Genomic DNA, 25,480 nt, shown 5'->3' with positions numbered 1-25,480 from the left:
CATGGTAGCTTCAATCAACTCTGAACTAAAAGAAGGATGGATTCCCGCTGGACAGCCGATAACAGTGGCCGGACTAGAGCTGACTGGCGGCCTGCTTTACTGCAGCTCGCGTTCGGCCCCGGAAGAGATTCTTGACGAGCCGTCTAAAATTGATATGTCCTTGGATGTGTTCGAGGGGGAAGTTGACCAAAGAATAGGATTGATGGGCTACGGTCCAAATTACTCAGCCGCATCACCTCAGGCAAGAAAAGCCTATCTCACATGGCTCTTTGACGGCAGAAGTAGTCCCGATACACATATCAGCAACGTGCTTTTGTTTTACGCGGGTCTCGAAAGGCGCGTTTTAGTTGATTTGAAATTGAGTGGTGGCACCTGTTCTGAGGTCGAGTCTATCCGGAACGAAGTGTCCCGTTTGCGCGACGTGTATTTTGCGAATGAGATTTTCTATACTGTTTCAACGCTTTTTCTTGCCTATATTGATGCGGAGTGCACAGGAATAAGAGGGTACCTTAGAGCTCCTCCTAATGTCCGAAAACGGACGAGGGAAACACTCATTCACCTTCGAGTTGCTCTTGGTCACGCTGCAGCTGATGAAGTGGCTCTTCATCCAGACTGGGCGCTGTCTTGGGTGTTAGGCGATTCCGGTTTTGATATTCCTAAGATTTTGGCGACGGATTTGTCCCTGTTTTCTAATATTTTCAGGGAGATATTCTTGTCAGAGTTGGGGGATGGATTGTATCTAGAATCTCCCCGGTCGACCCTCGAATTCGTTTATAGGCCTGCGTCGCGGAGCCTCTTTAATACGCCGTTTTTTTGCAACTCCGTTGGGTCTGTCGAAGCTGCCGGACAGTCTGTCGCGAAGCGTATACTTCAGCGTTTAATCGATTTATGCGCGGAGAGGGTTGCAATAAGTCGTTCAAAAACTAGCAGGTATTTCGGCGAACGCAAATCGGACGAACCCGGAGTTAGGGGCGAAAAACTGCAAATTAATTCAACCGTACGGCCCTTTGCGGGTGGTTTAACGAAAAAATCGACCAACGGACCGTTGGTGAGCAAAATTGGCGGCCGAAGTATTATTGGCCACAAACCCGTTCTTCAGCCTCCAAAAAGAGAGCGGTCTTACGCGAGTCCGAATAAATTAAAACTTGATTATTCTAAGATTGCAGTCATACAAAGCGAGACATCCGCTGTTGCAGAGTTGTTGGCAGATACTTTTAAGAGTCATTCCGTAGAGGACGTTCACATAACGCAAGAGATGCCTAGCAAAGACGACCCGTCGAGGTGCTGTATTCTTGGGTTGGATAGCGAGCTATCTGATTTTTTGCGTCTTCTTTTAAAACAAAAACTATGGAGCCGGGAGGAGTTGAACGGTGCTGCGACGGAGTTTCAGTTGATGCTGGACGGTGCGCTTGAACGAATTAATGAGGCGGCCCTTGAAATCGCCTCTTCTCCTCTAATCGAAGGGGAGGACCCGCTTGAAATCAACTACGACATTCTGGAGAGACTCTCTCTATGAGCACAATTCGCGCAAAGGACCGTGACGCGGTCATTCAATCCCTCCGCGCCGGCGTTGTTCCGCGTGCGGGCCAGCACCTGATTCAGGTGGGGCGCGTAAAGGAGCTCGAAGCTCTGATGAAGGATGTGGACCGCATTGCTGATTCGGGCTCTGGGTTCCGCGTTGTCATCGGTGAGTACGGCTCGGGCAAGACCTTCTTCCTCAACCTGGTCCGTGCCATCGCGATGGAGAAGAAGCTCGTCACGATGCATGCGGACCTGAACCCGGACCGGCGCCTCCACGCCACCGGCGGGCAGGCACGGTCGCTGTATGCGGAGTTGGCGAAGAACCTCTCCACCCGAACCAAACCGGACGGTGGCGCGTTGCCGGGCATCGTCGAAAAATTCATTTCTCAAGCGAAGTCCGAGTCTAAGACCAGCGGCAAATCGAGCGAGGCCGTGGTCCGGGAGCGGCTCGACCACTTGGCGGAGATGGTGAACGGATACGATTTCGCGGAAGTCATCGCAGCCTACTGCCGCGGTTTCGACGAAGGCAATGAGCAGCTCAAGGCCGATGCCATTCGCTGGCTGCGTGGCGAGTTCACCACGAAGACGGACGCCCGCGCGGCGCTCGGCGTGCGTACCATCATCGACGATGCATCCATCTACGACCAGCTGAAGCTGTTGGCCCGGTTCGTCCGGCTGGCCGGGTATAGCGGCCTGATGGTCTGCCTCGACGAGCTGGTGAACCTGTACAAGCTCTCGAACACTCAGGCGCGCAACGCAAACTACGAGCAGATTCTGCGCATCCTCAACGATTCGCTCCAAGGCTCGGCGGAGGGCCTCGGCCTCGTGCTGGGTGGCACCCCGGAGTTCCTCATGGATACGCGTCGCGGGTTGTACAGCTATGCGGCGCTGCAGTCTCGCCTCGCGGAAAACACGTTCGCGAAAGCCGGCATGGTCGACTATTCAGGACCGGTACTGCGCCTTGCGAGCCTCACCCCGGAAGACTTCTATGTTCTTCTGCACAAGCTGCGGCACGTCTACGCTTCGGGGGACACGGCGAAATATCTCGTGCCTGACGATGCCATACCAACGTTCATGGAGCATTGCGCGAAGCGACTTGGTGACGCGTACTTTCGCACGCCTAGGACGACCATCACGGCGTTCATCAATCTCCTGGCCGTGCTTGAGCAAAACACTTCGGCAGACTGGAAGGAATTGTTAGGTTATGTTGAGGTGGAGCAGGACCAAGGGGGCGCGGCGGACATGGCGGTAGGGGATGATGACGAACTCGCCAGCTTCAAGCTCTGACGCTGCCTCGCACAGCTTCGGTCAGCTTGATGAGCGCATCCAACGCTGGATTTGGCAAGAGGGCTGGACGGCGCTGCGTGATGCGCAGGAGAAGGCGATTCCCGCGCTCGTCGAGGCGGACCGTGACGTCATTGTCGCGGCAGCGACTGCGGCAGGCAAGACAGAGGCCGCCTTCTTCCCCATCCTCACGCACATGCTCCGCCATGAGCCGGAAATTGGCTCGGTGCTTTACATCAGCCCCCTAAAGGCGCTTATTAACGACCAGTGGGGGCGGCTCACCGGGTTGTGCGAGTCCCTCGATATCCCCGTGGTCGCATGGCACGGCGATGTGGCGGCCAGCCGTAAGCACAAGTTCATCAAAGACTCGAAGGGCGTGCTCCTCATCACCCCCGAGTCACTGGAGGCGCTGTTTGTCCGGCGGGGGACGGCGATGCCTGGGCTGATGTCGAAGCTGCGCTATGTCGTGGTCGACGAGTTACATGCCTTCATCGGGGCTGAGCGAGGGAAGCAGCTCCAGTCGTTGCTTCACCGCCTAGAGCGGACGGTGGGACGCCGGCTTCCCCGGGTCGGGCTGTCGGCCACGCTCGGCGATATGGCGCTTGCGGCAAAGTTTCTGCGTCCTGAGGACGGAGGCTCTGTCGAGCTCATCGTGGCGAAGAACGGCGGACAAGAGCTGAAGGTGCTCATCAAGGGCTATGTTGAAAAACCTCCTCGAAGCGACAGCGAGTCGGACCTCGAGAACCCCCAGATGGAGGACCTCGTACACGGAAGCACGCTGGAAGTCGCGGAGCATCTCTACAAGGTGCTGCGGGGGTCGAACAACTTGGTTTTTCCGAACAGCCGTCGGCAGGTAGAGCTTTACTCCGACCTCCTGCGCCGAAACTGTGAACGGAACGATGTACCGAACGAGTTCTGGGCGCACCACGGCAGTCTCTCGAAAGAATTCCGCGAGGACGCCGAGCGGGCGCTCAAGGACGGTTCGCGGCCGGCGACCGCCGTCTGCACGACTACCTTGGAGCTTGGCATCGATATTGGTGCGGTGAAGAGCATCTGCCAAGTCGGCCCTCCACCCTCTGTGGCGAGCTTGCGGCAGCGACTGGGGCGCTCCGGACGACGCAAGGGTGAGGCGGCCATTCTTCGGGGCTATTGCATTGAGCCGGAGCTGGGTCCGAAATCGAGTCTGTCGGACTGCATTCGGGAAGGACTCATCCAGTCGATAGCCATGGTGCGGCTTCTCATCCGCGGGTGGTTTGAGCCCCCGCTGGTCGGCGGACTTCACGGCTCGACCCTCATCCAGCAGATTTTGTCGGTTATTGCGGAGCGCGGCGGCGCCACAGCCGGGGAGCTGTGGGCGACACTGGTGAAAGGTGGCGCATTCGAAGGCTTCGACCGCGACGATTTCGTCCTTTTGCTCCGGCACATGGGCGAGAAGCAGCTGCTGACGCAGGACAGCTCGGGTTTGCTGCTGCACGGTGAGGTCGGCGAGAAACTGGTCAACCACTACGAGTTCTATGCCGCGTTCGCCTCCGACGAGGAGTTCCGTCTGCAATGCGAGGGACGCACGCTCGGTTCCCTTCCGGTCTCGCATCCTCTCGTTCCCAGCCAACGCATCATCTTCGCCGGACGTCGTTGGCGCGTCCTGGATGTGGATACGGAGAAGAAGGTCATCGTCGTGACCCCCGACAAGGGAGGCGCACCGCCGTCATTCGATGGCGGCGGCGCCATGGTCCATGATGTGGTCCGTCAGGAGATGCGCGAAGTGTTGCGCGACAAGGCACCGGTCCCTTTCCTCGACCAGGGCGCTACGGCCCTGCTCTCTGAAGCGCGGGATTTCTATCGCCGCGCGAACCTGGATACGGTCCAGCTATTTCAGCGAGGCAATGAGGTCGTTTTGCTCACCTGGCGGGGAGATTGGGTGAATGACGGTCTGGCGATGCTGTTGGCGGGTGTGGGGCTGGCGGCAACAAACGAAGGTGTTGCCCTGACTGTGCCGAGAGTTTCCACCGACCGACTCTTCGATGCGCTCGCCGAAATCGCCGAGATGTCAGTCCTTGACCCTGTGGTGGTTCTGGCCGATGCGAAGAACATCCTGCGGGAGAAATGGGACTGGGCGATGCCGGACGAGATGCTAAGGAAGTCTTATGCGTCGCTAAACCTCGACCTTATCGAGGCACGTGGCTTGGCGGAAACACTACGCCTCGCAAACTGATGGTCACAGTCGGGACCAGCTCGTTCGACGGCCATGGCATCCCCACACTTATTCTTGCGCTAGGGCTGCCCCATGGTAGTGTGCCCAGCCCTACATGTCGGAGGCTAGGTGGTGCTGGACCCGACAGAGGGTCCGCCGGGACTCGCGGCTCGTATGCGGTAGCCTCGAGATTACACTCGTGGCTGCTGCTTCTCAGTCCTCGTCGTCCTCTGGAATGTCTTCGACGTAGAGAAGTGTGACCTTGTACCCATCCTGCTGATAGAGGGTTTGCTCAAAGATGGTGTCGGGAAGCCGGCCTCGCTCCTCGGAGAGCCATGTAGCACTGTCGACCTCGTCCATGTCGGCGATGCCGTCCCCGGGGGTACGGGCCGCACAGTCGCGGGGTAGCGGTTGGCCGTTCCGAACTCGAAGGAGGTACGGAAATTCGGGGCCCTTGGTCCAGTACCGGATGGTGTCGTGGCGGGAGAACACGAATGCCACCGGGTAGTCGGACAGGTTCATGAGCCGTCGCGCGCTTGCCTCGATGCTCGTCCCAAAGAGGGACGAAAGCTCGACCACCTGAGCGATGTCTGGTTCACCGAAACTGCGCAGCCGCTTCGTGAACTCGCGTGATGGCATCAAGAGCTCGGAAGCAAAGGCGTTGGCCTCCGCTTCCATTTCCTGACCTCGAGCCGCCTTGAAATCCCCTCCCGGGTCCTTGATGTTCTCCGCTGTACAGCTGAACTTCGTCTGGCGATGCCACGGAAGGAAATAGTGGCCAAGCTCGTGTCCGATAGTGAACCGCCGACGATGATGGTTGCCGTTCGCCTTGACGAGGATGACGCCGCGCGACTTCTCCGGGTTAGTCATCAACATCCCCTCGAAGCCTTCGGTGGTCATGTCCTCGATTCGCTCGATTCCGGAAACCGCAGCAAGCGCCTCGAGTGGAACTGGGAACGGCATCTGGGGGTTCTGCCGCAGGATTTCTCCGACGATGGCCACAGGGGTTGCCTTCCCATCAAGCTCCATTAGGTCGAGGGAGATGCTCATAGTCACTCTTTCTTCCCCTTTAGTACCTCCATCATTCGCCGTACCGTTTCTTGGTCTCTTTCGTCGAGTGATTTGAGGTCGCGGTAGAAGACCATTGCCTCATCATCGGCTGTTATGCCTTCGCGGGTTGGGTCGATGAGGAAATCGACGGTAACACCAAAATGACTGGCAAGCTTCCGAAGTAGCTCGGCCGAAGGATTCGCGCTTTTGCCTTTTTCTAGTTCCCAAACATGCGTTTTTGTGACGTCGATGGCGTCTGCTGTCTGCTGCAGCGACTCTCCCTTTCTTAGGCGAAGCTCATTTAGCTTAGCTCCAAGGGACATGGTTCTCTCTCCTAATTTTGTTGCCCGAGCAGCATCCCGCCGGTTCGAGCGTGGCCGTAAGATACATCCGAACAAAACTGTCTGGCAACAGTTGACACCTGTGACGTAAGATGTATCTTACGTAGTAGTCAGGTGTGGGGCCGGACTTTTCAATCGCATGGGGAACAAGAATGACGAAACGAGACCAGCACGTTGTGCCGCACGACGGTCGGTGGGCAGTGAAGGGCGCGGGTGCCGAGCGGGCGACCGTCGTGGTTGATACGCAGAAGGAGGCGATTGACCGTGCGCGCGAAATTGCGTCCAACCAAGGGACAGAGCTGTTCGTGCATGGTCGCGACGGGCGAATCCGTGAGCGCGACAGCCACGGTAACGACCCGTGGCCGCCGAAGGGCTGAATCCGATAGAGGGCGTGCGCTCGATGTGCCCGGCTCACGCACTGAAAACCGCAAGAAGAATAGGAGCACCAGATGATGGAGTCGCACAAGGTCGTCTTCTACCCGGTGGGTAATGGCGACACGAGCCAGGTCGTCCTCGACAACGGCCGCCGAATCCTGTTCGACTTTTGCCACAAGGACAAGGCAGAGGACGCGAGCACCCCGGAAATCGACCTGAAGAAGCGGCTCCGGGACGAGCTTCGGGAGGTCAAACGCGACGACTTCGATGTCGTGGCCTTCACACACGCTGACAAGGACCATATTCAGGGATGCACGGACTTCTTCTGGCTGCAGCATGCGAATAAGTACCAAGGCGACGGGCGAATCAAGATTAAGGAACTCTGGGTCCCCGCTGCGATGCTTATCGAAGAGGCGTGCATGGACGAGCAAAGCGAGGAGTTCGTCATCCTGCGTCAGGAGGCACGCCATCGCCTGCTGGAGGGAAAGGATATCCTCGTCTTCTCCAAGCCGCCGCGGTTGATGGAGTGGCTTGTGCCGAAGCTGAAGGAGCGTGGCGAGGCGCCGACGGCCCGCGACCACCTGTTCGTCGATGCGGGCACCCTCGTGCCGGGCTTCTCCTTGGACAAGGACCAGGTGGAGTTCTTTTGCCACTCGCCGTTCATCGCCCACTGCGACGGAGAAGATGTCATCCGTAACAGCGCGGCGCTCGTGTTCAATGTCCGGCTCCGTGCGGGCACATCGCGGTACGATTACTTGGAGGTTGGTGACGCCGCTTGGGAGGACCTTGAAGACATCGTTCGGACCACCAAAACTCACAAGAACGATGACCGCTTGGAGTGGGACATCTTCAATATCCCGCACCACTGCAGTTACCTCGCGCTCAGTGACGAGAAGGGGGACAAGGAAACCGTGCCCCAGCCGGAGGTCAAGGAACTGCTGCTTTGTGGCAAGCAGGACGCCTACATCGTGAGCTGCAGCAAACCCGTTCCTGACGAGCGGGCGGCGTACGAACAGACTCAGCCGCCGCACATCCAGGCGCGCAAGGCCTACGAGCGGTACCTTAAGGAGGTCGGCGGGCGCAAGTTTCTGGTCACGATGGAAGAGCCGAACAGCACGAAACCGGAGCCCATCGTATTCGAGGTGACATCGGGTGGCGTGAGTTGGAAGCGCTCGACCAGTGTCGGTGCCGCGGCCATTATTACCTCTGTCCCTCCGCGGGCGGGTTGATGGAGAACGAATTCCTCGAACTCCCCGGATTCTCGTCCGTCGCGGCGGAGTCTCTTACCTCCCGTCGTTCCCATTCGCTGCTGGTGGCTATTGAGCGCAACAAGGATTTCGCGCTGGTTGAGGTCCTCAGGAACGGCGACGAGGTCGCTCTGTGGCAGGACGCCTTGGTCGTGGACGTGGAGTGCCACGGGGTCCCGTCCCGAAACCGGCACGGCATCCGGTTTCGGGAGCGTTTGGCGATTTTGCTCTCTGCCGACGGGGATGGGCTTCCAGACATCCGTGCGCTACGTGCCGATTTCCCGAGGCTGATGCACGAGAACGTCGTACCCGACGGGGACCCAACGAGCCTGTGTCTCTACTTCGAGCCCAAGCGGGCCGTGCTGCGTACCTGGACGGCTGAGAACTTCCTGCGCCGCATTCAGTGGTGGTTGGAGAGCAGCGCAAGCGACGCCTTGCACGCCGCGGACCAGCCGGTTGAGCAACCCTTTTTCGCGTCCCCGTATGAGTTGGTGCTCCCCTGGAACTTCGAACAGCTCCGGGAGGACCCGTCGTGCCGGTTTATTGTGACCCGAGCTGACGCACGAGCGGACGGAAAGTTCACCTCGTTCTTGCATGGTGTTTCCACCCAGCATGTTGAGGCGAACGAAGCGATTGCGTACTTCGAGCTGACACTACCCCCGGTCACTCATGGATTTCGTGACCATCATCCACCTACCCTCGGTGAGTTGGCCGATGTTCTCACCGAGCGCGGCTTCGGTCTCCTTGATGCCCTGCGTAAGACCTTGGACAAGCGCATCACCAGTGACGGGGTCGCCATCACCGATGACGACAAGCTGGCCGTCATCCTGCTTCGTATCCCAGTGTGCCGAGAGGAGGAGGCGTTGCCCGAATCCGTCCAAATTAAGGCCTTTGCGGTCCTGGTGGGCGGCCTACAGCTAGGATGGGACACGGGCGCATACATGGAGCACGCCGGGAAAGCGTACCGAAACGTCAGCATCCTGCAGGCAGCCGACGACACAGAAGCCTGGCGTCGGCATCCTATCTTCGCGATGGAGGTGCACCAGTTCAACACTCGCGCAGCCGCCCGCAGACAGTCCGGCATTGAAGATGAAGGGCCGGCCGGGACATTGATTGGCGTTGGCTCGTTGGGGAGCTCGATGCTCGACATGTGGGCGCGCAGTGGCTGGGGAGCCTGGACTGTCGTCGACAACGACCACGTCAAGCCGCACAACCTGTCACGGCACTCCGCCTTCGCCGGGCATGTCGGGCGCCCCAAGGTGGTGGCCGCACGCGAGCTGTTCGACGCCGCGACCAACGGGGCTGGCACGCTGGAAGTTCTGGAAGTGGATGCCTGCACGACGTCATGCGACAAGCTGGAAGCCGCCCTGCGCGACCAGGAACTTGTGGTCGATTGTTCGACCACGCTTGACTACCCGCGGCTCGCCAGCCGTCGTGACGGCTTGGCTCGTCATGTATCGGTATTCATCACGCCGAGCGGCAACGACGCCGTCCTGATGGCGGAGGACGGCGCGAGGACCATTCGGCTGGGGACCCTCGAGGCTCAGTATTACCGGGCCGCCATCAATAACCCTTGGGGAGAAACCCACTTGGTGGGGCACGCCGGGACCTTCTGGAGCGGCGCCGGCTGTCGGGACATTTCTCTGGTGATGCCATATTGGCGGGTGTTAAGCCACGCGAGCACGCTGGCCGAGCACGTACGGAATGTCACGCAGACGCAGGGGGCGGCAATCCGGATATGGCGGCATGAACCGGAGAGTGGAGCGACAAGCGCCTTTCGTCTCGAGCCGGAACCGGAAATCCGCCTTTCCTTCGGGGAGCTCGACCTCTTCCTTGACGAGGGACTGCGGAAGAAGCTTTATTCCATGCGTTCCGCGGCCTTCCCGAACGAAACCGGTGGAGTTCTCCTTGGCTACTACGACCTCAACGTCGGCATGGTGGTGCTCGTGGACGCCTTGCCCGCGCCTCCGGACAGCCGCGGTTCACCGCAAGGCTTCGAACGTGGAGTCGCGGGTGTGAAGGAGGCGGTTGTCCAGGCACGAGAACGAACGGGAATGGTCGTCGGCTATGTTGGGGAATGGCATAGCCATCCGCCGGGCTCCAGAGCCAAACCGAGCTCCGACGACCTCGTACAGCTTGGCTATCTGGCATCGGGCATGGCGGAAGAGGGGTTGCCAGCGGTCCAGCTAATCGCTGGCGAGCAGGAAATCGCAGTGCTTCGAGGAGACCTTGCGCGGTGAGTGAGCAGGAGACGCAGGATATTTCGCTGGCACTGTCGGGTGGAGGCATCCGCGCGATGGTGTTTCATCTGGGCGTGCTGAAGTGCATGTCCGAGCTTCGGTTACTCGAACGCGTGGCCCGCATTTCGACCGTGTCCGGGGGCAGTCTGGTCACGGGGTTGGTCTATCAGGAATGCGGGCTGGTGTGGCCCTCGTCGGAGCAGTTCCTGTCCGCAGTTTATCCCGCCTTGCGGGAGAGGCTCTGCGCGCGAAGTCTTCAGTGGGGGGCATTGAGGCAGCTCTGCAATCCATGGAATCTGCGCTTCGCGTTGTCGCGCGCCAATCTTCTCGCTCAGGCGCTGTCGGCCGAGTGGGGGATTGACTGCCATCTCAGTGATTTGCCGGCCGTGCCCGAGTGGTCCATCAACGGAACGACCGCTGAGAACGGCAAGCGCTTCAGGTTCAAGAGGCACGATTTCGGCGACTACGAACTCGGCTATGCCTCCGCAGCCGGCTTCCCTCTGGCCAGCGCGCTCGCGGTGTCCGCAGCTTTTCCGGGAGGGTTTGGGCCCCTCGCGCTCAATGCCGCGAACCACAAATGGCGAAAACGTCCTTGGGACGCGCCTCCTGGCTCTGAACAGTATGTAACTCCGAAACATGCACGCCTGCACCTCTACGATGGGGGCGTCTATGACAATCTAGGCCTAGAGCCATTTTTCGACTCCGGGAAGCAGAAATCGAAGCAGCGCGACGACTGCATCATCGTGTCGGATGCAGGCTCGCCTTTGCCCAAGGGCTTCTCGCTTGGGCCGCTGAACCCATTTCGTCTGAAGCGTGTGGCCGACATCATGTCGGACCAGGCGCGTGCCCTACGGGTCCGGGCCTTCGCCAACTACGTCCAAGGCGGTGGCCACCGAGGGGCCTTCCTCTACATCAGCCAACCGGTGACGGCTGCAGCGGATTGCCCCAATGCCGAGTACGCGGCTTTGTTCCCCACAACTTTGAGGCGCCTGAGAGCCGTTGAATTCGACCGATTGGCTGCCCACGGATATGACGTTGCCCGGACGGTCGAGCGCCTCTACGGGCTGGGCGGAGCGCCGGCTGCACCGAAAGGGTCCTCACGGGCGGAATTGAGCACCTGAGCATTGCGGCCTGACGGATTTTCCGGGCGCTGCAGCCATACGGCTGAGGTTCAAGAGACTTGAGCGCGAGGCGGCCGCGGTGCGAAGGACGTTCGAGAGTGCGGCTGACGTCCGAGCCGGGTGCAAATGCTTAACGCACCGGTACCACTTGCCAGAAAAGTCCTCCACCTGCCAGAAATAACATCAATATAACCAAGACCTTACGGTTTATTTCCCGCTTTCAATCCCCCGCGTCTCAGCGCATACTTTTTTCCAAAGGAGCATGCGGTTGAGGAGGAGCGGTGCTGCAAACAACAATCGAGACGAGAGGCGCAGGGGGCGGATGCCGTAGGGAACTGAATCCGCCATCTAAGCGACGCCGACGGAGTTCCGCTGATGACAATGCCTGACGAGCGCACTCGGGCTGTCTTACGTACCGAGCAGTTTCTTCGCGCACTACTCGACTCGACGAAGTGTGCGGGCGTGCCCGAAGACATTCGGGAGCAGGCGCGTACGCTGCTTCGGCACCCCCAGTGCGGCGGACCTATCCATCGCCGCATCGCATTGCCCCCAGCTATTCGCTGACCCGTATGCCGATTAGCTCATACTGCATCACCCCGGCCTCCGGGGGCTACGAGTGGAATCCCGTGCTGGGCGGGAAGCGGCCCCAGGCCGGAGGAATTCGGCGCGAGGATGTATGGGGCCTGCGTGTACTGGATTACTCCGCAAAGGAGCGTGTCTCCCGGAGGAAGCTCCAGACCGTCACGTACAGCAGAGGTGGTTCCTCAGCGACTGGCGCTGTTGCCTTCTCTGGTGGATGAGACAGGATGCGTAGCCCCTGGGTGGCGGGCGTGGCCGAGGCACCTCTCGTCCCAGCTTGTCGTCCTCCAGCTCGCTCTCGGCGCGTTCGATGACCCATGTTGATTTCGACTATGCGACCAAAACGTGACCCGGAGGCTCCCACGCTATTCCTCGATTTCGACGGCGTCCTGCATCCGGACGCGGTCTACCGCGTCCGCGGCGAAATTGTGCTCTATGCCGAGGGCGTGGCGCTCTTCGAGTGGGCACCTCTCCTCGACGAGTACCTTATTCCCTACTCCGAGCTGCAGATTGTCCTTTCCACGTCCTGGGTGCGGGTGCTTGGCTTTGACGTCGCCCGCGGCTGGCTGCCAGAAGGGCTGCAGCGGCGTGTGGTCGGGGCGACGTGGCACCGACAGGGACCCAGGGATTGGGTTTTTCTGACCCGTTATGAGCAGATTATTCTGAATGTGCGGCGGCATCAGCACTCGCGCTGGCTTGCGATTGATGACATGGGTGACGGATGGGCGGATGAGCACCGCGAGCATCTTGTGCTCACGGATTCCACGCGCGGTCTAGGGCCGGTGGAAGTTCAGGAGGAACTCCGGGAAAAGCTTGAGGTGTTGTGTCGATGAGTGGCGCGCGATGCGTGGGCGCTACTGCTCGCGCCGAGCACGCCGAAATTCCCATGGAGCCATTGCGTGCGGGTCCTTCCACAGCCCCCGGCGCTCGTCGCGCGCTTCACTCTCGGTACTCGCGTAGGTTCGCCGGTCTTCGGCTTCCTGCTCGCGCTCATACTGCTTGTAATGCCACGCCAGCCCCGCTCGCACCTGCGCGAGGTTCGCATCCATGCCGTCGAGCAGCACCTTGCCGATTGTTCGGCCGTAGCGGTCCTCCTTGTACGCATCCACGGTGACGGTTTTGCCGAATACCAAGCTCGCGAGGTGTTGGCGTGATACCTGGCCAAAAGGCTGGGATTTTTCCGGGGCATCGATGCCACTCAGGCGGACCTTGTGTTGAATGTAGTCGTGGTCCAGGACGGTGAGCGTGTCGCCGTCAGTCACACCGACCACGCGTCCGGTGTAGGTATCGGCAAGGGCGGACGTCGCCGCGATGAGAAGCGCAAAGGCTGCAGGCAGGATGAGATGTTGGTATTGCATGGGCGGCAAGGGGAAGATGGGCGAAATCGGTTGCCTCATGATTAGGCAACAGGGTGAAAGTGATACAAGTTCAATGGTTTGTGACACATAGCCGTCAGAAACCCCCATCGTTATCCACAAAGAATGGGGACAACTGGCTGCTATGCAGGCGGTAGCTCTACAGGTTCAACGAGGCTTGGCCCCTCGTTCCTCGCGTTGCCGACGGCCTTCGAGACGGGGTAGATGCGCAACATCGAATCCGAGCACGGGGCGACAAGTTGCCGGGCGAGGTCGGGTTCCGTCGCTTTGGATAACCAGAGCGTGTAGTCATCGGGCTGCAAGATGACGGGCATGCGCTCATGCAACGGGCGCATCGCATCGTTTGCGTCAGTGGTGATGACCGTAAAAGTGTCGAGCAGCTCGCCGTCGGGCTTGCTCCAGCGTTCCCACAAACCCGCGAATCCGAACAATTCGTCATTGGACGGCGTAATGAAGTAGGGTTGTTTTCCCCCCGCGAGTTGCCGCCATTCATAGAAACCTGACGCCGGGATGACGCAGCGGCGGCTCTTGAAGGCCGCCCGGAAACTCGGCTTTTCAGCGAGCGTTTCGCCGCGCGCATTGATGAGCTTTGTTGCGATGCTTTCGTCCTTCGACCAGCTCGGCACCAGCCCCCAGCGTAGAAGATGGGCGACACATTCTCCTGTCGGGCGCTGGCGAATCACCGGGAGCATCTGCATGGGCGCTGCGTTGTAACGCGGCCCCCAGTCGAGGGGCAGGTCGTCGATGTCGGCCGAGAACTGCTCATGCAGGCGCGAGACCGGTCCATACAGCGCATACCTGCCGCACATGGTTTTGCCTCGCGTTGTCGTCAGCGTGTCAGGACCTGTCCGCTCGCAACCAAGCGAGCATGTCCTGAGCCTGCTTAGTCGTGCCGTATGCCAAGTGAAGCAGCACCTGCACGGGCTTGGGAATACTGCGCCCCGACTCGTACCTTGAACCGCCCGACTGCGTGACGTGAATTTGGCTCCAGAACGCTGATTGGTTCAGCCCCAATTTCTTTCGGTATTCACGAACATCCTCGCCCGTCTTGAACCGCAATGCCGGTTGTTTCGACTTGCGCCGGGGCGAGGGAGATGCGGTGTCTTGCATCATGTTCGTTACGCTCCTATCAATCGACTGCAACCGCAGCCGCTTCTGGGGCCACCTGTACTGTTGGCATCGTCACCGCCGGAGAGGCCGGTGACCGCCTGCGGCCCTTCGCTGCGGTCTGCGCAGCGTTCTCGAGAGCATCGAGGGTGCCACCGTTCGCGAGCCAGGCGTCGACCCAGCCCGGCTTCCGTCCGCGGCCGGACCAGCTTTGCGACAGGTTGTTGGGGTTCGCGTACTTCGGCGGGAGGGTGGATTTCTTGGCCGAAGCGGACGCAGTGGCAGCCTGAATGACCGCTCCCCGTTTGGAGGAGGACGACCGCTCTGACTGTGGTGCGCCGAGCAGCTCTTCAAGCCGGAGGCCTTCGCTCATTGCGAGTTTGCGAAGCCGCTTCAGCAGGGAGGTCTTGGTGCCAATCTCACGCTTTGCAATTTCCTTGCTGATGCGGTCCTTGAGTTGTTTGAGTTGCGGCAGGGTAAAACCGGTGAGATTTGTCATCCGTATGCTCAGTCCGTGGTTGGCTGACTCGATGATGCGGGGTTCATCGCGCGTCGCGGCCATTCTAGGCGACTTCCGGTTATCGAAGAGACCTGCAACATCACCTAACACCACGACCACTGCTGACATGGCACGACCCGCGATGAGCGCGTGCCGAATACGCCCTCTGCGGAAAGTTCGAGGGAGCTGTCGGGGAGATGCTGAGCTCGGGTGCCAACGGCGTTCAGGAGTGCGTGCGAGGGTGTGATGCACTGGTTCGCTTGGAGCCAGGGGATGTGCTGATGCAATGCCTTCATCCAGGCGTCGAAGGTTGCTTCGTCGAGTTGAACGAGATTGATGTCGATGTCGCGTCGTGTCACTATCTTGCTCGCCGCAGAGAACTGTACAAAAATATAGCTTAATTCGCTTCGTCCTGTCACTGCTCGACGGCCCAAACGGGGAGCGGTCTTGAAGCATGCTGGTCGCGCGGGGGGGATGTGCGTCAGCCGAAACATGTAGGGAAAACGGCGCCGACGAGGTTCCCGTCGTCAGTGGGTATTAGGACTGCCGTAATGACATACGAGAGTGTCGGCTGGGGGTAGGTGTATTGAGGTGATGAGGGTATGTACGACGTCCGACTGATGCGGCGCGGTGGGGCCCGCCTGGGGTCCGAAGATGTGGCACGCCAACCGACGTACACGGGTGATTTCGTGCTCGACGTCGCCCACGGGGCAAAGCGACTGCGGTTGCGAAATCCATGGTTGGGCGATTTTGCCCCGGTAGAGCTCTACGAGCCAGTGCTTGTTGCTGCACAAGGGGGCTCGATGCGTTGGCGAGGCTATGAGCGCGTGGCGGAACAGGGGCTTGTCCAGGAGTGGTTGGCGCGTACGCGCGGGTAGGCTCGGTGGCTCTTGACCGCAGCCCCTGCGTCTTGTCCGTGCGATGGGCCGCAGCAGGTCGAGAAGTCCGAGGCACTCAAGGGCATCATGCAGTGGGTACGGCTCCACCCCTACAACATCTCGCAGAAGGTGCAGGTGGTGGTGGAGCATTTCCGCGAGAGCGTGCAGCCGCTCCTGAACGGCCGGGCCAAGGCCATGGTGGTGGTCGGGAGTCGCAAGGAGGCGGTGCGCTGGCAGAAGGCTATCACCGCCTACGTCGAGAAGCGGCAGTACACGCTGAGCGTGCTGGTGGCCTTCTCGGGCGAAATCAACGACCCGGACAGCCCGCCGCCTCGCGGATGTAACCGTTGCACAGAACCTCCCGTGCCAAAGCTAGGGCTGGACTTAGCTGACGAAGACGCAAGCCCCCGGGGCTCTGCGTATCGACGTCATGACTTAATTTTGAGAGGTGACGACTTTATTCTCCAGGTGACGACTTTATTTGGGTCACCCATCAGTCCAGCTGTGCGATCTTGGTGCGGCCGATCGGCGGGTTGTCGCGGAAATAGAGCCGCAGTCCGCGCAGGATCGCGTTCGCCATCTTGTCCTGATAAGCGTCGTCGTTGAGCCGCTGCTCTTCTTCGGGATTGCTGATGAATGCGGTTTCCACGAGGATGGACGGGATGTCCGGCGCCTTGAGCACGGCGAAGCCGGCCTGTTCGACGTGTGCCTTGTGCAGCGTGTTGATGTCGCCCAGTTCGTTGAGCACGGCCTTGCCCAGCTTGAGGCTGTCGTTGATCGTCGCGGTCTGCGACAGGTCGAGCAGCGTGCGGGCGAGGTGGCCGTCCTGTTTGGCGAGATTCACGCCGCCGATGAGGTCGGCGTCGTTTTCCTTCTGCGCGAGCCAGCGTGCGGCCGAGCTCGATGCGCCGCTTTCGGACAGGACGAAGACCGAACTGCCGCGCGCATCGGGGCGCACGAAGGCGTCGGCGTGGATCGACACGAAGAGGTCGGACTGCACGCGCCGTGCGCGCGTGACGCGCTGGCCCAGCGGCACGAAGTAATCGCCGTCGCGCGTGAGCACCGCACGCATGTTCGGTTCGGCGTCGATCTTCTGCTTCAGGCGGCGCGCGATGGACAGCGTGACATTCTTCTCGAAGCTGCCGCGTGCGCCCACTGCGCCCGGATCTTCGCCGCCGTGGCCGGGGTCGAGCACGATGGTGACGAGGCGGTTGGCCGCCGGGCGCGTGGATCGCCGGGGGGGCGAAGCCTGGTCGGCGGGGGTGGGGCGCGCGATCTGTGCGGGCGCGTCGGCCGCAGTCGGAGCGTCGCCCGTCTGCCCCGCTGCGGCATCCATCGGCGACGACTTCTCGATCAGCGCGAGCAGCGGATCGACCGGTGTCGTGGGGTACAGGTCCAGCACGAGCCGGTGTCCGTAGTTGCCGACGGGTGCGAGTGTGAACACCTGCGGGTTGATCTCGCTTTTCAGTTCCACGACCAGGCGCACGACGCCGGGCCGGTTGCGGCCGGCGCGGATCAGCTTGATGTAGGGGTCCGAGTCGAGCACCTTGGACGGCAGCGACTGCAGCACGCTGTCGAACTCGACCCCTTCGAGATCGACGACGAGGCGGTGCGGGTCGGTGACGAGCAGGTGGGTGAACTTGAGCTGGGAATTCCCTTCGATCGTGACGCGAGTGTATTCCGCCGCGGGCCACACGCGCACCGCGAGGAGACTGGTCGCAGCCATGCCGACCGGGCTGACGAGCAGCGCAAGCGTTGCGCCCGCGAACTTCAGCAGTTCGCGTCGCGTCACGCCGGGCGCGGCAGTCATGTCGGCTTCCGGTTCAGATCCGAATCCAGTTTGCGTATGCATGTCCGTCCTGCCTCCGTCAGTGCCAGCGCTTCGAGGCGCCGGCCCGGGCCGGATACGGTAAGGCGGATTTCGAGGTCCGGTGCGGCAATGTAAGGCACCGCCTTGTCCGGCCATTCGACCAGACATACCCCGCTTCCGTCGAAATACTCGTCCAGCCCTGCTTCCAGATATTCCTCTGGGACTGCGAAGCGATAAAAATCAAAGTGATATAAGTTTAATCTAGAAACAAGATAAGGTTCAATCAAGGTGTACGTGGGACTTTTCACCTTTCCGTCGTGACCGAGGGCACGCAATACCCCGCGCACCAGGGTCGTCTTGCCGGCGCCGAGGTCGCCGCGCAGGTAGATGACGAGGCCCGCGCACAAGGCGGTCGCAAGGGCTGCGCCTGCGGCTGCAGTGTCGGATTCGTCGTCGAGGAGTGCAGAGAGCGGGCTGCTATCATCTGCCCGGTGATGAACGTGAATCATGATGAAATCCCTGCGGATGTCGCTCCCGACGCATCGCTGAGCGCGCTCGTCGGGCGGATGAAGGTGTGGGCCGGCGAGCTGGGCTTCGCCGATCTGGCCGTGTCCGGCGTGGATCTGTCGTCGGCCGAGCCCGGGCTCGAAGCCTGGCTGGCGGACGGTTTCCACGGAGAGATGGATTATATGGCGCGCCACGGCATGATGCGGGCGCGGCCGGCGGAACTGGTGCCGGGCACGCTGCGCGTGGTGAGCGTGCGCATGAACTACTGGCCGCGGGCGGCCGATGCGCAGTCGGCGCTGGATGATCCGCAGCGCGCCTACGTGTCGCGTTATGCGTTGGGGCGCGATTACCACAAGCTGATGCGCAATCGCCTGCAGAAGCTCGCCGAGCGCATCGCCGCCGAGGCCCCGCACGGTTTCCGGGTGTTCGTTGATTCCGCGCCGGTGCTCGAGGTCGAACTCGCGAGCCGGTCGGGACTCGGCTGGCGGGGCAAGCACACCTTGCTGCTGAATCGCCACGCCGGCTCGTATTTCTTCCTCGGCGAGATCTTCACCGACCTGCCGCTGCCTCTCGACGCGCCCGAGGCGCCGCATTGCGGCAGCTGCCGCGCCTGCCTGGATGCGTGCCCGACCGGCGCCATCGTCGCGCCTTATCGGGTGGACGCTCGGCGCTGCATCTCCTACCTGACGATCGAGCTCAAGGGCGCGATTCCCGAGGATCTGCGGCCGCTGATCGGCAACCGTATCTACGGCTGCGACGACTGCCAGCTCGTGTGTCCGTGGAACCGCTTCGCGCAGTTTGGCGCGGAAGCGGACTTCGCGCCGCGCCACCGGCTCGACGAGGTGAGTCTGGTCGAACTGTTCGCGTGGAGCGAGGGCGAGTTCCGCGAGCGGATGGCGGGCAGCGCGATCCATCGCATCGGCTACGAGCGCTGGCTGCGCAATCTCGCGGTGGCGCTGGGCAACGCGACGGGCTCTCCGGACGTGCTGGCCGCGCTGCGGGCGCGTGCCGACGACCCGTCCGGACTCGTGCGCGAGCATGTCGCCTGGGCGTTGGCGCGGCATGGACAACGGCAGGGGTGAGCTTGCGGTAAAATCCGTTTTTGTCCTGACCTGGTTTCTGCATTGGACTCCTCCCGACCCATAGGCGTATTCGATTCCGGCATCGGCGGGCTCACCGTCGTGCGTGCCCTGATGGAGCGGCTGCCGCTCGAGCGCATCGTGTATTTCGGCGACACCGCGCGCGTGCCGTATGGCGTCAAATCCGTCGCGACGATCGAGCACTTCACCGCGCAGATCACCGAGTACCTCCTGCAGCAGGACGTCAAGATGCTGATCGTCGCGTGCAACACGATGGCGGCGGTGGCGGCCGACGTGGTGCGGCGCCTGGCGCGCGACATTCCCGTCCTCGACGTGATCGAGGCTGGCGCGCTCGCGGCCGTCGCGGAGTCGAAGGGGCGCGGGATCGGCGTGATTGGCACGCCTACGACGATCAACAGCAATGCCTACGCGCGGCGCATTCATGCGCTCGACCCGGGTGTGCGCGTGTATTCGCAGGCCTGCCCGCTGTTCGTGCCCTTGGTCGAGGAGGGCTGGCTGGATCATCCGGTGACACGGCTGACGGCGCAGGAATACCTCAAGCCGGTGCTCGCCGAGGAAGTCGGCAGCCTGGTGCTCGGCTGCACGCACTATCCGCTGCTGAAGCCGCTGCTGCGCGATGTCGTCGGCCCCGGCGTGCGTCTGGTTGACTCCGCGATCACGACGGCGGAACTGGCGGCCGCCAAGTTGCTGGAACTCGGCATCGCCAGCACGCACGCGGGTCCGACGGCCTATCGCTTCGTCGTGACCGATGTGCCCCTGCGTTTCCAGACCATTGGCGAGCGTTTCCTCGGGCGTTCGCTCGGCACGGTCGAAAAGCTGGAGTGGTAGGCGCCCGGCTCCTGGCCGTCAGCGCTCGGGGCCGGTTGCGACGGGACGCGCCGGATCGGCGCACCATTCGCTCCACGAACCGGCGTAAAGGCGCGAGCCGGTGAGTCCCGCGGATTCCATCGCCAGCAGGTTGTGGCAGGCAGTGACGCCCGACCCGCACTGGTGGACGACGCGGTGGGCGTCGCCGCCCTTCAGCAGCGCGCCGAATTCCTCGCGCAGGATCGACGCCTGCTTGAAGTGTCCGCGGCCGTCGAGGTTGTCGCGGAAGAAGCGGTTGATCGCACCGGGGATATGCCCGCCCACGGGGTCCAGCGTCTCGTTCTCGCCGCGGTAGCGGTCGGGGCTGCGGGCGTCCACCAGGAGCATCTCCGGGTTGCGCAGGTGCCCGAGGACCCAAGCGGCATCGACGACTTCGGGGCGTAGCGAGACGCGGAAGTTCGCCGGAGCGGGTTCGGGGACTTTCGCGGTGAGCGCCTGGCCGGCTTCCAGCCAGGCGACTAGGCCGCCGTCGAGGACGGCCGCGCAATGGTGTCCGATCCAGCGCATCATCCACCACAGGCGCGCGGCGAACATGCCGCCGGCGTCGTCATAGGCGATGACCTGCGTTTCGTTGCCGACACCGGCCCGGGCGAGGCGCTGCGCGAACGCTTCGGGGTCGGGCAGCGGGTGGCGGCCGTTCGTGCCGGTCAGCGGGCTCGACAGGTCTTCGTCGATGTGCAGGAAGCGTGCGCCCGGAATGTGGGCGCGGGCGTAGACGTCGCGGCCGAAATCGCGGTTCGCGAGGTCGTGACGGCAGTCGAAGATCACCCAGTCGGGGTCGTCGAGATGCTGGGCAAGCTCGTGGGCGCTGATCAGCGTGCTGTAGGACGCCGAACAGCAGGACGCGGAACTGCTCACTGTGCGGGCTCCTCGGTCGCTTCGAGCCAGGCGCGTGCTTCGGTTTCATCGTCGAAGACGAGCACTTCCGCGTCGACGAAGATCTGCGAGATCCACGCACTCCACGTCAGCCACTGGTCCTGCGTAAGCACGGCGATGCGGCGGAAGTCGTGCGCATGTTTGCGCGAGAACTTGATTTCCTCCCACGCGACGTCGAGGGTGAAACCGGCCATTTCGCGCAGATCGAAAAGCAGGCTCACCGGACCCTCGAACTGGACCTTGTAATTGACCAGTTCTTCGAACTCCTTGTAGTCCGCGAGGGTGAATTCGCCGAAGACGGCAACGGCGACCAGGTTGGGGCGATGGTCCGTTGTGATCATGACTGCCTCCGCATGGCGACTGGATTATGCAGACTACTATATCCCCGGGCGGTGGCCGCTTCAATCGGGACTGCGGCTGCCGGGTGCCGTGCCGGCGGGAAGCGCTTGCGGTGCCGGGCGCGAGGCGACCGACACCGCCGCGCCGCTGGCGATGATCAGTGTGACGGCGATCCATGCTTCGAGCGGGAGGATTTCGTCCCACAACAGGACGCCGAAGAGGCTTGAAAAGATCACTGTAGTGTAGGCGAGATTGGCCGCGACGATGGTCTTGCCGAAGCGGTAGGCGCGGGTCATCGCGAGCTGGGCCAGCGCGCCGAACAGGCCGACGCCCGCGATTGTCGCGCCGCCCTGCAGGTCGATGGCGCGCAGCTCGCCGGACAGCGCCCAAGGGATGCCGAGCAGGGTCGTGATCGCCGAGAACCACAGCACCGTGCGCGCCTCCGGCTCGCCGGCGCGGCCCAGTTCGCGCACGTTGATGTAGGCCAGGCTCGCGACGAGACCGGAGCCGAGCCCGGCGCAGGCGCCCAGCCACTGTTCGGCCTGCAGTGTGGGTTTGAGCAGCAGCACGACACCGACGAAGCCCAGTGCGACCGATGCGATCACGGGGCCGCGCAGGCGTTCGCGGAACCACAGCGCGAGCAGCAGGGCGACGAAGATCGGCGAAGTGTAATTGAGCGTTACTGCGGTCGCGAGCGGCAGGGCGCTGATCGCGTAGAAGTAGCACATCAGCGCCGCACAGCCGGACAAGGCGCGGGTGATTTGCAGCCGCCAGTGCGGCGTGCGCAGCGGTACGCCCTGGATGCGCGCGATCAGCGCGACGACGAGCAGACCGATGAAGCCGCGGTAGAACACGAGCTCCCCGGTGGAGAAGATGCCGGCGCCGAGCTTGACGCATACGCCCATGCAGGCGAAGAGGAGGCTGGCGACGATCATCCACAGGGATTGCATGGTGGCTTGTTGCGGTGCAGCGAAAGGCGATATTGAACCACATGCCGGCCGGGTGCGCGAGGGCGGGAGGGATGGGGAGGTGGACGGTGATGGGGATGGTCACAGGCGCAGCGCCGCGGTAGGCTTGCGTCATCGCGGGTCTTTGCGGGGGTGGCATGAGCTGGCTGCTGGCGCTGGATCAGGGGACGACGAGTTCGCGGGCCATGGTGTTCGACGCGGACGGGCGCGTGCGCGGGGTCGCGCAGCAGGCTTTCGCGCAATCCTTCCCTCAGCCGGGCTGGGTCGAACACGACCCCGACGAGATCCTTGCGTCACAATTGGACTGCGCGCGCGCTGCGCTTGCCGACGCCGGGATCGGCGCGGGGGATCTGGCGGCCGTGGGCATCACCAACCAGCGCGAGACGACGATCCTGTGGGAGCGCTCCAGCGGCCGGGCGCTCGCGCCGGCGATCGTGTGGCAGGACCGCCGCACCGCCGCCGAATGCGACCGGCTGCGCGCCGAGGGGCATGCCGAGCGGATCCGCGCGTGCACCGGCCTGGAGCTCGATGCCTACTTCTCGGCGACCAAGCTCGCGTGGCTGCTGGACAAGGTGCCGGGCGCGCGAAGGCGGGCGGAAGCTGGCGAACTGGCCTTCGGCACCGTCGACAGCTGGCTGGTGTGGCAGCTGAGTGGCGGCGCACTGCACGTCACCGATCCGGGCAATGCCGCGCGCACCATGCTGTTCAACATCCACAGCGGAGACTGGGATGACGAGCTCCTCGCCCTTTTCGACATTCCCCGCGCGTTGCTGCCGCGCATTGTCGACAGCAGCGGCGTGTGCGGCGAGACGTGTACCGAGGTGTTCGGTGCGGCCGTGCCGATCGCAGGCATCGCCGGCGACCAGCAGGCCGCGACCTTCGGCCAGGCCTGCTTTGCGCCCGGCATGGCGAAGAACACCTACGGCACGGGCTGCTTCCTGCTCATGAACACCGGCGCCGGCATCGTGGCCTCGACCAACCGCCTGCTGACGACGGTCGCGTGGCGCGCCGGCGGGCGCACCAGCTATGCGCTGGAAGGCAGCATCTTCATGGGCGGGGCGATCGTGCAGTGGCTGCGCGACGGCCTCGGCCTGATCCGGCATTCCGGCGAGATCGAGGCGCTCGCCGCGAGCGTTCCCGACAGCGGCGGCGTCGTGCTGGTCCCGGCCTTCACCGGGCTGGGGGCGCCGTATTGGGACGCGTACGCACGTGGTGCCCTGTTCGGATTGACGCGCGGCACCGGCGCCGCCCACATCGCGCGCGCGGCGCTGGAGGCGATCGCGCTGCAGACCGTGGATCTGGTTGCGGCGATGGATCGCGACGGGGCCGGACCACTGATGGAGCTGCGTGTTGATGGCGGCGCGGCGGCGAACGATCTCCTGATGCAGATGCAGGCCGACCTGCTCGGCGTGCCCGTGCTGCGGCCGCAGATGCTGGAAACGACGGCACTGGGCGCAGCCTATCTCGCCGGGCTGGGCGTCGGCGTGTGGTCGGGTGTGGACGAGGTCGCCGCACATTGGCGGGCGGAGCGGCGTTTCGAGCCGGCGATGGCCGCGGACCGGCGCGAGGCGCTGATCGCCCGCTGGCATCGCGCGGTCGAGCGCTCGCGCGGCTGGGTCGAGGCGTGAACGCGGCAGCGGGAAGGAAGGCGGAGGGCAGGCTCGATCGGGCGTCGCTGCTCGCCCGTCTGCGCGAGGGCGGTTCGTGGGACGTCGTGGTGATCGGCGGAGGAGCGACGGGGCTGGGCTGCGCGGTCGATGCAAGCTCGCGCGGCCACCGTACCCTGCTGCTCGAGGCGCACGACTTCGCGAAAGGGACGAGCTCGCGCGCGACCAAGCTGATCCACGGCGGCGTGCGCTACCTCGCGCAGGGCAATCTCCCGCTCGTGCATGAGGCGCTCGCCGAGCGCTCGCGCCTGCTCGCGAACGCGCCGCATCTGGTTCACAAGCTCCGTTTCGTCGTGCCGGCCTATCACTGGCTGGACATCCCGAAGTACGGTACCGGCCTCGCGTTCTACGACCTGTTGTCGGGCACGCACGGCATCGGCCACAGCCGCGTGCTCGACGCAGCGAGCACCATCGTCGCCCTGCCGACGCTCAAGCCCGGCGGCCTGCGCGGGGGTATCGCCTACTGGGACGCCCAGTTCGACGACGCGCGACTTGCGCTCGCCCTGATGCGCACGCATTTCGACCTGGGCGGGCTCGCGCTGAACTATCTTCCCGTCGATGGCCTGGTCGTCGAGGACGGGCAGGTGAATGGCGTCCTCGCGCACGACGTCGAGACCGGCGAGACGTTTCGCATCGCTGCCGGCGTCGTCGTCAATGCGACCGGCGTGTGGGCCGACGCGATCCGTCGCGCGGAGTTGCCGCAGGTGCGCCCCCTGCTGAAACCCAGCCAGGGCGTGCACGTCGTCGTCGATGGGGAATTCCTGCCGGGCCGCGACGCCCTGCTGGTGCCCGAAACCGCCGACGGGCGTGTCCTCTTCGTGATCCCGTGGCAGGGCCGGGTGCTCATCGGCACTACCGACTCGCCGCGGCAGGATCTTCCACTGGAGCCGCAGCCGCGCGCGGGCGAGATCGATTTCATCCTCGATGCCGTGGCGCCGTATCTGCAGCGGCCGCCCTCGCGCGCGGACATCCGCAGCGTCTTCGCCGGCCTGCGTCCGCTGATCGGCGCGGGCGACAATTCGGCCACGCGCAGCCTGTCGCGCGAGCACTGTATCGAAGTGTCGCCGGGCGGACTCGTGACGGTCACGGGCGGGAAATGGACCACGTACCGCCGCATGGCCGAGGAGACCATCGACACCGCACAATCGGTTGCCGGTCTGTCGCGACGCCCGTGCGTCACCGCGGATCTGCGTCTGCACGGAGCGGAGGCGGGGCCCTCGTCCGATTCCTACGGTTCGGCGCGCGCCGCCGTGGACGCGCTGCCCGGCGCCGGACGCCCCGTGCATGCGGGTTTCCGCCTGAGCGAAGCCGAAGTGCGCTACGCTGCGCGCTGCGAGTTGGCTCGCGGCGTGGAGGACGTGCTGGCGCGGCGGCATCGGGCGCTGTTCCTCGATGCCGCGGGAGCGACCGCAGCTGCGCCGCAGGTCGCACGCCTGCTCGCAGAGGAACTGGGAAAGGATGCGGCCTGGTGCGAGGCCGAGGTGGGGCGCTTCGGTGCACTCGCCCGGCAATACGGCCGGCCCGAAGAAAAATAAGA

24 protein-coding genes are annotated in these 25,480 nt (G+C 62.9%); 13 read left to right on the top strand and 11 right to left on the bottom strand.

The genetic code is table 11. The annotated features are described in order from the left end of the window. The first annotated feature begins 1 nt into the window (after position 1). From F464_RS30440 to F464_RS0116070, 3 genes are read left to right on the top strand one after another with little or no spacing between them, the layout of a single operon-like run. Entirely contained in the window at positions 2–1,516 is a 1,515-nt protein-coding gene (locus tag F464_RS30440; protein ID WP_084600520.1) for a TerB N-terminal domain-containing protein, read from the top strand. Continuing rightward, positions 1,513–2,808, top strand: coding sequence for an ATP-binding protein (locus F464_RS0116075; protein ID WP_018990864.1), 1,296 nt, complete (start codon positions 1,513–1,515; stop codon positions 2,806–2,808). The genes F464_RS30440 and F464_RS0116075 overlap by 4 nt, the downstream gene beginning before the upstream one ends. Beyond that, positions 2,777–5,017: a DEAD/DEAH box helicase gene (locus F464_RS0116070; RefSeq protein WP_018990863.1), complete on the top strand. Its 2,241-nt coding sequence runs from the start codon at positions 2,777–2,779 to the stop codon at positions 5,015–5,017. The genes F464_RS0116075 and F464_RS0116070 overlap by 32 nt, the downstream gene beginning before the upstream one ends. 192 nt (positions 5,018–5,209) lie before the next feature. Here F464_RS0116070 and F464_RS0116065 read toward each other — a convergent pair whose 3' ends face one another. Then, positions 5,210–6,046, bottom strand: a complete 837-nt coding sequence (locus F464_RS0116065; RefSeq protein WP_040395327.1) for an ImmA/IrrE family metallo-endopeptidase — start codon at positions 6,044–6,046, stop codon at positions 5,210–5,212. A 2-nt stretch (positions 6,047–6,048) separates the two neighbouring features. Next, positions 6,049–6,369: a helix-turn-helix domain-containing protein gene (locus F464_RS0116060; RefSeq protein ID WP_018990861.1), complete on the bottom strand. Its 321-nt coding sequence runs from the start codon at positions 6,367–6,369 to the stop codon at positions 6,049–6,051. A 170-nt stretch (positions 6,370–6,539) separates the two neighbouring features. Here F464_RS0116060 and F464_RS0116055 point away from each other — a divergent pair, with 170 nt between their 5' ends. The 6 genes from F464_RS0116055 (at position 6,540) to F464_RS0116035 (ending at position 12,782) form a co-directional block, all read left to right on the top strand. Further along, on the top strand, positions 6,540–6,764 hold the full coding sequence (locus F464_RS0116055) for a DUF2188 domain-containing protein (protein ID WP_018990860.1): 225 nt from the start codon (positions 6,540–6,542) through the stop codon (positions 6,762–6,764). 72 nt (positions 6,765–6,836) lie between these two features. Then, on the top strand, positions 6,837–7,991 hold the full coding sequence (locus tag F464_RS0116050) for a ComEC/Rec2 family competence protein (RefSeq protein ID WP_018990859.1): 1,155 nt from the start codon (positions 6,837–6,839) through the stop codon (positions 7,989–7,991). Beyond that, on the top strand, positions 7,991–10,249 hold the full coding sequence (locus F464_RS0116045) for a ThiF family adenylyltransferase (protein ID WP_018990858.1): 2,259 nt from the start codon (positions 7,991–7,993) through the stop codon (positions 10,247–10,249). Before F464_RS0116050 ends, F464_RS0116045 begins: the two co-directional genes overlap by 1 nt. Continuing rightward, a complete protein-coding gene (locus F464_RS0116040) occupies positions 10,246–11,370 on the top strand; it encodes a patatin-like phospholipase family protein (protein WP_018990857.1) in 1,125 nt (374 codons plus the stop codon). Before F464_RS0116045 ends, F464_RS0116040 begins: the two co-directional genes overlap by 4 nt. A 375-nt stretch (positions 11,371–11,745) precedes the next feature. After that, on the top strand, positions 11,746–11,934 hold the full coding sequence (locus F464_RS32055) for a BPSL0761 family protein (RefSeq protein ID WP_408605235.1): 189 nt from the start codon (positions 11,746–11,748) through the stop codon (positions 11,932–11,934). Between the two features lie 332 nt (positions 11,935–12,266). Further along, positions 12,267–12,782: an HAD domain-containing protein gene (locus F464_RS0116035; RefSeq protein ID WP_018990856.1), complete on the top strand. Its 516-nt coding sequence runs from the start codon at positions 12,267–12,269 to the stop codon at positions 12,780–12,782. A gap of 21 nt (positions 12,783–12,803) precedes the next feature. On the opposite strand, the gene F464_RS0116030 is transcribed toward F464_RS0116035, so the two are convergent. From F464_RS0116030 to tsaE, 6 genes are all read right to left on the bottom strand, one after another. Then, positions 12,804–13,346: a thermonuclease family protein gene (locus F464_RS0116030; protein WP_232428956.1), complete on the bottom strand. Its 543-nt coding sequence runs from the start codon at positions 13,344–13,346 to the stop codon at positions 12,804–12,806. Between the two features lie 101 nt (positions 13,347–13,447). Continuing rightward, the gene (locus F464_RS0116025; RefSeq protein ID WP_018990854.1) at positions 13,448–14,134 is read right to left on the bottom strand and encodes an SOS response-associated peptidase; all 687 of its coding nucleotides are present in this window, start codon (positions 14,132–14,134) and stop codon (positions 13,448–13,450) included. A gap of 28 nt (positions 14,135–14,162) precedes the next feature. Continuing rightward, on the bottom strand, positions 14,163–14,435 hold the full coding sequence (locus F464_RS28805) for a helix-turn-helix domain-containing protein (RefSeq protein ID WP_232428964.1): 273 nt from the start codon (positions 14,433–14,435) through the stop codon (positions 14,163–14,165). A gap of 19 nt (positions 14,436–14,454) precedes the next feature. Continuing rightward, the gene (locus tag F464_RS28800) at positions 14,455–15,060 is read right to left on the bottom strand and encodes an H-NS histone family protein (protein WP_232428954.1); all 606 of its coding nucleotides are present in this window, start codon (positions 15,058–15,060) and stop codon (positions 14,455–14,457) included. A gap of 1,242 nt (positions 15,061–16,302) precedes the next feature. Beyond that, entirely contained in the window at positions 16,303–17,619 is a 1,317-nt protein-coding gene (locus F464_RS0116005) for an N-acetylmuramoyl-L-alanine amidase (protein ID WP_018990850.1), read from the bottom strand. After that, positions 17,616–18,128, bottom strand: a complete 513-nt coding sequence (tsaE, locus tag F464_RS0116000; RefSeq protein ID WP_026296059.1) for a tRNA (adenosine(37)-N6)-threonylcarbamoyltransferase complex ATPase subunit type 1 TsaE — start codon at positions 18,126–18,128, stop codon at positions 17,616–17,618. Before tsaE ends, F464_RS0116005 begins: the two co-directional genes overlap by 4 nt. On the opposite strand from tsaE, the gene queG reads away from it, so the two are divergent. After that, positions 18,114–19,208 (top strand): tRNA epoxyqueuosine(34) reductase QueG, encoded by a 1,095-nt coding sequence (queG, locus tag F464_RS0115995; protein ID WP_018990848.1) that lies wholly within the window; start codon positions 18,114–18,116, stop codon positions 19,206–19,208. The genes tsaE and queG overlap by 15 nt on opposite strands. A gap of 42 nt (positions 19,209–19,250) precedes the next feature. Further along, the gene (gene murI, locus F464_RS0115990) at positions 19,251–20,054 is read left to right on the top strand and encodes a glutamate racemase (protein WP_026296058.1); all 804 of its coding nucleotides are present in this window, start codon (positions 19,251–19,253) and stop codon (positions 20,052–20,054) included. Between the two features lie 18 nt (positions 20,055–20,072). On the opposite strand, the gene F464_RS0115985 is transcribed toward murI, so the two are convergent. The 3 genes from F464_RS0115985 to F464_RS0115975 are packed head-to-tail and all read right to left on the bottom strand — an operon-like array spanning position 20,073 to position 22,258. After that, positions 20,073–20,951, bottom strand: coding sequence for a sulfurtransferase (locus F464_RS0115985; RefSeq protein ID WP_018990846.1), 879 nt, complete (start codon positions 20,949–20,951; stop codon positions 20,073–20,075). Continuing rightward, the gene (locus F464_RS0115980) at positions 20,948–21,310 is read right to left on the bottom strand and encodes a SpoIIAA family protein (protein WP_018990845.1); all 363 of its coding nucleotides are present in this window, start codon (positions 21,308–21,310) and stop codon (positions 20,948–20,950) included. Before F464_RS0115980 ends, F464_RS0115985 begins: the two co-directional genes overlap by 4 nt. Before the next feature lie 60 nt (positions 21,311–21,370). After that, positions 21,371–22,258 (bottom strand): DMT family transporter, encoded by an 888-nt coding sequence (locus F464_RS0115975; RefSeq protein WP_018990844.1) that lies wholly within the window; start codon positions 22,256–22,258, stop codon positions 21,371–21,373. 155 nt (positions 22,259–22,413) lie between these two features. Here F464_RS0115975 and glpK point away from each other — a divergent pair, with 155 nt between their 5' ends. Then, a complete protein-coding gene (gene glpK / locus F464_RS0115970) occupies positions 22,414–23,904 on the top strand; it encodes a glycerol kinase GlpK (protein WP_018990843.1) in 1,491 nt (496 codons plus the stop codon). Then, positions 23,901–25,478, top strand: coding sequence for a glycerol-3-phosphate dehydrogenase/oxidase (locus F464_RS0115965; RefSeq protein WP_018990842.1), 1,578 nt, complete (start codon positions 23,901–23,903; stop codon positions 25,476–25,478). Before glpK ends, F464_RS0115965 begins: the two co-directional genes overlap by 4 nt. Positions 25,479–25,480 lie beyond the last annotated feature (2 nt).

It is taken from the genome of Aromatoleum toluclasticum ATCC 700605, assembly GCF_000378245.1.
GTDB lineage: Bacteria > Pseudomonadota > Gammaproteobacteria > Burkholderiales > Rhodocyclaceae > Aromatoleum > Aromatoleum toluclasticum.
The sequence above is the reverse complement of the archived record's forward strand: the minus strand, read 5'-3'. Positions and strand labels throughout refer to the sequence as shown.

Coding starts and splice junctions, on each gene's coding strand:
- F464_RS0116025 (WP_018990854.1), bottom strand. CDS start 14,134: ATGTGCGGCAGGTATGCGCTGTATGGACCGGTCTCGCGCCTGCATGAG.
- F464_RS28805 (WP_232428964.1), bottom strand. CDS start 14,435: ATGCAAGACACCGCATCTCCCTCGCCCCGGCGCAAGTCGAAACAACCG.
- F464_RS0116070 (WP_018990863.1), top strand. CDS start 2,777: ATGATGACGAACTCGCCAGCTTCAAGCTCTGACGCTGCCTCGCACAGC.
- F464_RS0115980 (WP_018990845.1), bottom strand. CDS start 21,310: ATGATCACAACGGACCATCGCCCCAACCTGGTCGCCGTTGCCGTCTTC.
- F464_RS0116060 (WP_018990861.1), bottom strand. CDS start 6,369: ATGTCCCTTGGAGCTAAGCTAAATGAGCTTCGCCTAAGAAAGGGAGAG.
- F464_RS0116005 (WP_018990850.1), bottom strand. CDS start 17,619: ATGACTGCCGCGCCCGGCGTGACGCGACGCGAACTGCTGAAGTTCGCG.
- F464_RS0116075 (WP_018990864.1), top strand. CDS start 1,513: ATGAGCACAATTCGCGCAAAGGACCGTGACGCGGTCATTCAATCCCTC.
- F464_RS0116050 (WP_018990859.1), top strand. CDS start 6,837: ATGATGGAGTCGCACAAGGTCGTCTTCTACCCGGTGGGTAATGGCGAC.
- F464_RS0116055 (WP_018990860.1), top strand. CDS start 6,540: ATGACGAAACGAGACCAGCACGTTGTGCCGCACGACGGTCGGTGGGCA.
- F464_RS0116045 (WP_018990858.1), top strand. CDS start 7,991: ATGGAGAACGAATTCCTCGAACTCCCCGGATTCTCGTCCGTCGCGGCG.
- tsaE (WP_026296059.1), bottom strand. CDS start 18,128: ATGATTCACGTTCATCACCGGGCAGATGATAGCAGCCCGCTCTCTGCA.
- F464_RS0116065 (WP_040395327.1), bottom strand. CDS start 6,046: ATGAGCATCTCCCTCGACCTAATGGAGCTTGATGGGAAGGCAACCCCT.
- queG (WP_018990848.1), top strand. CDS start 18,114: ATGAACGTGAATCATGATGAAATCCCTGCGGATGTCGCTCCCGACGCA.
- F464_RS30440 (WP_084600520.1), top strand. CDS start 2: ATGGTAGCTTCAATCAACTCTGAACTAAAAGAAGGATGGATTCCCGCT.
- glpK (WP_018990843.1), top strand. CDS start 22,414: ATGAGCTGGCTGCTGGCGCTGGATCAGGGGACGACGAGTTCGCGGGCC.
- F464_RS0115975 (WP_018990844.1), bottom strand. CDS start 22,258: ATGCAATCCCTGTGGATGATCGTCGCCAGCCTCCTCTTCGCCTGCATG.
- F464_RS0116035 (WP_018990856.1), top strand. CDS start 12,267: ATGTTGATTTCGACTATGCGACCAAAACGTGACCCGGAGGCTCCCACG.
- F464_RS28800 (WP_232428954.1), bottom strand. CDS start 15,060: ATGTCAGCAGTGGTCGTGGTGTTAGGTGATGTTGCAGGTCTCTTCGAT.
- F464_RS32055 (WP_408605235.1), top strand. CDS start 11,746: ATGACAATGCCTGACGAGCGCACTCGGGCTGTCTTACGTACCGAGCAG.
- F464_RS0116030 (WP_232428956.1), bottom strand. CDS start 13,346: ATGAGGCAACCGATTTCGCCCATCTTCCCCTTGCCGCCCATGCAATAC.